At 36.0% G+C, this 5,644-nt stretch carries 6 protein-coding genes and 1 pseudogene; 2 read left to right on the top strand and 5 right to left on the bottom strand.

Annotated features, from left to right (window positions below):
- Together BBH99_RS08775 and BBH99_RS22370 are read right to left on the bottom strand one after the other, a co-directional pair.
- The coding region (locus BBH99_RS08775) for a hypothetical protein (RefSeq protein ID WP_131799202.1) at positions 1 to 742 on the bottom strand (742 nt) is incomplete at its 3' end.
- 21 nt (positions 743 to 763) lie between these two features.
- The gene (locus BBH99_RS22370) at positions 764 to 1,954 is read right to left on the bottom strand and encodes a hypothetical protein (protein ID WP_139260228.1); all 1,191 of its coding nucleotides are present in this window, start codon (positions 1,952 to 1,954) and stop codon (positions 764 to 766) included.
- Between the two features lie 544 nt (positions 1,955 to 2,498).
- Here BBH99_RS22370 and BBH99_RS08785 point away from each other — a divergent pair.
- Positions 2,499 to 3,029, top strand: a complete 531-nt coding sequence (locus BBH99_RS08785) for a RidA family protein (RefSeq protein ID WP_228390772.1) — start codon at positions 2,499 to 2,501, stop codon at positions 3,027 to 3,029.
- Between the two features lie 80 nt (positions 3,030 to 3,109).
- Here BBH99_RS08785 and BBH99_RS08790 read toward each other — a convergent pair whose 3' ends face one another.
- From BBH99_RS08790 to BBH99_RS08800, 3 genes are all read right to left on the bottom strand, one after another.
- Positions 3,110 to 3,379: a hypothetical protein gene (locus BBH99_RS08790; protein ID WP_066694728.1), complete on the bottom strand. Its 270-nt coding sequence runs from the start codon at positions 3,377 to 3,379 to the stop codon at positions 3,110 to 3,112.
- A 91-nt stretch (positions 3,380 to 3,470) separates the two neighbouring features.
- Positions 3,471 to 3,965 carry a hypothetical protein gene (locus BBH99_RS08795; protein WP_066694730.1) on the bottom strand — a complete coding sequence of 165 codons (495 nt, stop codon included), beginning with the start codon at positions 3,963 to 3,965 and terminating at the stop codon, positions 3,471 to 3,473.
- 216 nt (positions 3,966 to 4,181) lie between these two features.
- Entirely contained in the window at positions 4,182 to 4,898 is a 717-nt protein-coding gene (locus BBH99_RS08800; protein WP_066694732.1) for a DUF6796 family protein, read from the bottom strand.
- A 189-nt stretch (positions 4,899 to 5,087) separates the two neighbouring features.
- On the opposite strand from BBH99_RS08800, the pseudogene BBH99_RS08805 reads away from it, so the two are divergent.
- Positions 5,088 to 5,644: pseudogene (locus BBH99_RS08805) on the top strand (helix-turn-helix transcriptional regulator); the annotation flags it as partial.

Raw genomic sequence — 5,644 nt, forward strand, 5'->3', positions numbered from 1 at the left:
TTTTAAAAGCTGGTCCCCAACTCCCTGTATTATCTTTGATACGTATGTTAAATACATGTAAACCATTAGATGGTAAAGCAATTCCGGTTTTAGTAAGCTGCTCATAGCTGCTGTTAAAATTACCATCAGCTGCTAATACCGGAGTACCGTTTCCTTCTCCCGGATCGGTATCCCAGAAATATTCGGCTTGTGAAAGAGAAATCACATTTGATGTTACAGGTTGCTGAACATCAATCACATTGCTAAAAGCTGGTCCCCAAACCCCTGTATTGTCTTTGATGCGGACAGAGAATTTGTGTAAGCCATTACCCGGTGTAACAATATCTGTTTTGATAAGCTGCTCGAACACACTGTTGAAGCTTCCATCCGCAGCTAATACCGGAGTACCATTTCCGGCTCCTGGATCAGCATCCCAAAAATATTCGGCCTGCGAAATAGCGATGGTATTTGATGTTAAGGGTTGCTGAACATCAATCACATTGCTAAAAGCTGGCCCCCAAACCCCTGTATTGTCTTTGATACGGACAGAGAATTTATGCAGCCCATTACCTGGTGTAGCAATGTCTGTTTTAATTAATTGTTCAAAAACACTGTTTAAACTCCCGTCAGCAGCCAATACCGGAGTACCGTTTCCTGTTCCGGGATCAGTATCCCAGAAATATTCGGCCTGACTTACGAATACTTGTGCCGGGCACAGTATTACCATAAGCAAAGCGATTATACTATAGATATAATTCTTCATATTTTGTTATATCGTTAGTCATTATTTAGAAAAGCCTGAAGCATTGATATTCAGCGTACCTCCTATCATTGTTCTTGGAGTAAGCAAGTAATTTATCTGAGGCTTATTACCAACATTGGCAGGCCAGTAATTAGCCCAGCTGTTAGACCCTCCATAGTGTCCTGCATCATTTCTGGTTAGGTCTAAGTCTGTATATTTTACATCAGGATTTCCGGCATTGACATTCATCCCTGTTAAAGTATAGGTTGTGTTGTTAAAATTCATATTAACAGAGCCTGAATTGTTACTTTGAGTCATCGTTCCATCGGTTACAAATGGATTGGTAGATAGATTATAGCTAGCTGTTATATTCACATTAGCACTGCCGTTTGAAATACAGGAATTAGTCTGCCCTATCACAAAAGAGATCGCATTGTTCATAATGGCAATATTTCCCGTACCTGCAGTACTACTGTTCAAGCTAATCCACAAAGGAGCTACATCACCTGCACTCGTGCTATAGAGTGTATTATTAGTAATTTCATTAGAGCCTCCTGCCTTAATCCCATGCACAGATATACGGCCGCAAAAATTATTATAAAATTTAAAATCATAAAAAGGCTGCGTATAGGATAATACATCATCAACAATATTTCCATACACCTCAACATCAGACGGGGCTATAGAAGATTCCTGGAGGTTAGAGCTAGAGCGGACAGTAATAAATTGTGCTTTATTAGCTGTAGCTCTTCCGTGGGAAAAGTTAAGAGCTCCTCTAACAGTACAGCCTGAAATGTTCGTGGTAATATTTGATTGGTTAGCATACACATTATTCAAATCACAATTCCAAAGGTTGATGGTTGTTCTTCCTCCGGATGCAGGTCCGTTAACCGTTACATCATTGATTGTATAATTCCCTGAAGTCAGATTGCTGATTGTTACCACTCTTCCAGCAGCGGGATTGATCGTAATGGTTCCTTTAATGAAATACCTGCTATAATTGGTTTCGGAAACAAAAGTAAGTGATTTGCTGATGATCAGGTTTTCCGTATAGGCCTCTCCATTGGCTTTGGGTTGAATAATAATACGGTCTCCATCTGAAGCTGCTGTGATGGCTGCACTTACCGTAGAATAAGCTCCACCGGTTCCGCCGTTTCTAACATATAAATCGGCTGCAAAAGCCATAGTACTTGATAAGCCTGCGAAGGCAATGATTAGTAGTTTTTTTGTCATGATCGTAAAAATTAATTGGTTTATTATTATATTCTTTGATTTTCAGCCTCCTCAGATCGTTCTAAGAACAATACTTTCTTTCAAATCAATAGCGTATACTTACTATATTGAGGTATCCCTATTACTGATCTGAGAAAATAATCCGATAAGTCCTATTGATAAAATACGACTTGATGCTACAGGTACTGCGAGGGCTTAATGTGATTACATTGTTGGAAACAATGTATTATAAAGGGTTTGTACAATGAATGTGTTCATGGTTAATTAGTTTTCAGGTTTAGGTTTTTAGTTTTTTTTATTGATAATAGTTCCAGCGATGCTTTTATATTACTGAATGCAAAAGTATATTTTTCTTATGAATCATGAAATAGCCGAATAAAAAATAACAGTAATTTCATATATATTAAAAATATAAGGTTTTACAATACATAGTTGATTATTCTGAAAAGCTATGAATGATATTTTTTAATTTTCTCAACATATGTAAATGTTTTGAAAAATGATTGCGTCTACTTTTGCTTCATCAATTAAAACTTTACAAATTATGATTAGCTTAAAAAATACCACCTATAAAGGAACCCTTCTCCTCGCTTCACTCATTTTTATGGCAATGTTTTCAAGCTGCTCAGAAGTCAACAACAATACAACCGATAAACAAAAAAATATGGCCCCTATTGAATATAAAAATCCGGAAACCTTATTTGATCCCACTCCTTTTGCTTTTGCGCATTCTACAAGCATCTCAGGAAATGGAAAATATGTATTTATATCCGGGCAAAGTGGCGGCGAAGATTTACATCATCATCTCTCCGCAGATTTTAGAAAACAGGTTCAATTCGCTTTGAAAAATCTGGAAACCGTACTTAAAGAACATGATTTAAAGGCAGATGATGTTCTTAAAATCACCGTTCTCATTGTTGATCATGATCAGGAGAAGCTTAAAATCTGGACAGAAGAAATGCATAAAGTATGGAAAAACAATAAGTTTCCTGCCAGCACTTTAATTCCTGTTCCCAAATTAGCACTGGATGACATGATGATAGAAGTTGATGCTGTTGCTTTTAAACCTTTATAAATAACAATCCCTGCCTTCCATAGTTTGGAAAGCAGGGATTAATCTATATTTTTCTTATTCGATTATAGTTGTATCCATATTTACACTTTGAATGTATAAGTCAAAGCGAAAAACAACATAAAAAGGCAGATGACCATATAAATCCCATTAGCTGCCATCAATACAGCTCCCAATCTCGTTTTTCTTGATGCTATGGCTAACATCAAAGCTATAATCATAACCCCAACAATCAAAAATATGACAGTATTTTCCCAGTCATGAGTAAACAATACTTTATCATACTTCAGGAGTGTCACGAGCAAAAGAATATGAATAAGAGTAGCAACCAGGCTTAATTTTGATGTAGACATAGGTATATTTTATGAACCAAGAGATTGGCTCTTTTTTTACAGGAAAAGTAAATATTATACATTCTGTTTTCTTAACAGGATTTATCAAAAATCATTTATATAATTCATTATATTGATCTATAATATCACGAATGCTTTTCCATGCAGAATCATTATAGGCATTCATTTTGGAGATATCACCGGCACTTGTGGTTATTATAATTTTGGTATCAATACCATCAACAGGCTGTACACTATGTCCTTCTTTTGCTGCTCCAAACATTTTCACATCAATTTTATCCACCAGATTCTTCCAGTTCTCCGGTTTTAATTTTTTGCTGTATTCCATATTATTTGCTTCATTAGCAGCCATTGTGCGGCTGTAATGGATAGAGTCTTTATTGATAACTGTACGGGAAGAAAATCCCAGTCCACCACCTGCAGAAACTACCTTTACAGCTTGTATTTCCGGAATACCTACCATGTTATTCTTTTCCGTATTTCTTTTATCTTGTTTACAGCTTATACAAATGAATACAAACAGGACCATCAAAAGGTTTACTGTATAATATTTCATTCCTCTTCCTGATTTTGTAAATTCTTTCATATTGCATCGGCTTTAAAATCTCGAAAATCAATATATCTTAAAAATATATCAGATCATGAGATTATTCTTTAAAAGTATTATTAAAAATACAGAACAGCAAGTAAATGCCATCAAGAATACTCATTACCCTCTCTAAAGATTTCCGTCATAAAAAATTGAGCACTAAAAAGTGCCCAATCAAAAGCAGAATATGCAGATTGTTATTAGTTTTTGTCTTTAATCTCTATTGAGCTTTTTTCTGAATAGCAACAACAGCGAACTGAAGAAGGTGAGATAAGCAATATTGAAAATTGCTCCCCCAACCCATCCTGAATAAGGCAGTGGCAAAAGATCTTTAACAGGGATGATAAATAGAGTCAGTACAAATGGCGTAAGCAAAGCCATCCATCCTGGCAGCAAGGTTTTATTTAAAAGAATACATACGGCCAATGAGATCCACCCGATTGCTAATACTCCAATGGCAGCTCCCCAGGCTATAGTAAGCATTTTCATAAATGCTCTTCCTGTTTCCAAGAGATAAGGATGTGCTACCGGATCTGTATGATAGATGGCTTTATAAATTTCTCCCACATAAAAGAAGCCGGCATGACCTAAGGGAGACAAAACCGCTCCCACTAACAAAATCCAATATACGATTACTGAATACCATGCTTTGGGATCTTTGAAAAACTGGAAAACCAGCCATGTCGCTGGAAGTAATAATGGACCTGTGAGAGCTCCAATTAAAGCCCCGAACATCAATCCTGGTGTTGAACCTTCTAACATTAAGGTGGCAAATTCTACATTCACCTGATCTGCATATATCTTTGAGAATAAAGGATAATCTGCAGGGTCAGGATCAAATCCGGCAACAAAAATATCACCAATAATCCAACATACAGATACCATGATGGCTGCTGCAAAAGACCAGTTTATTTTACTTGAATATCTCATAATTTATAATCTTATCTAAGTTTTACTTTCTTCTTTTTTAATTTTCTAAAACAAAAAACATTATTAAGAATCATTCTAAATAATTATTTATATTTGTGCAAAACTACCCCGTAATGCAACACATTCGGGTACGCAGAAAGGAGTAAAAAGTCCGTAATACGGAGAATTGCAACTAAAAATAAAACCACAATGGCAGTACGGATCTACAATGATAAAATTGGCGGAACACTCATTGAAAGAAAATACCCGGATTTTTATTTTATGAATGACGGTGAAATCAGAGAATGCATTACAAATCTGAAACCGCCTTATGGAAAGGGTTTTTATCATGAAATCTGCTTTGAGAATGTTCATATCGGCTTTGGAAATGTTTCATTAGATAACAAGATCCTGCTTTATTTCGAGGCTGATTTTGACAGTGTGGAAATGCATTTTTCACTAAAAGGTAAAAGCGGTGTGCTCTCAGAAAATTTCAGCAATAAAGTGAGCTTTGACAGCTATCAGCATAATATTATTTACGCTCATCAAATGTGCGGGCAAATGGAATTCGACGGACAGGAAATGCAGATTTTGGAAGTTAATTTAGCACCTGACTTTTTTAAGAAATTCCTTCCTGAAGATTCTGATTTGTTTAATACTTTCAGAAATGCTATTGAAAGACAGCATTCATGCCTTATCAATCCAAATCATAACCGTATCAGCCTGGAAATGTACCAGGTTCTGAATGATATTATCCATTGCAACCG

Origin of the sequence: Chryseobacterium contaminans (genome assembly GCF_001684955.1) — a bacterium.
Classification (GTDB): domain Bacteria; phylum Bacteroidota; class Bacteroidia; order Flavobacteriales; family Weeksellaceae; genus Chryseobacterium; species Chryseobacterium contaminans.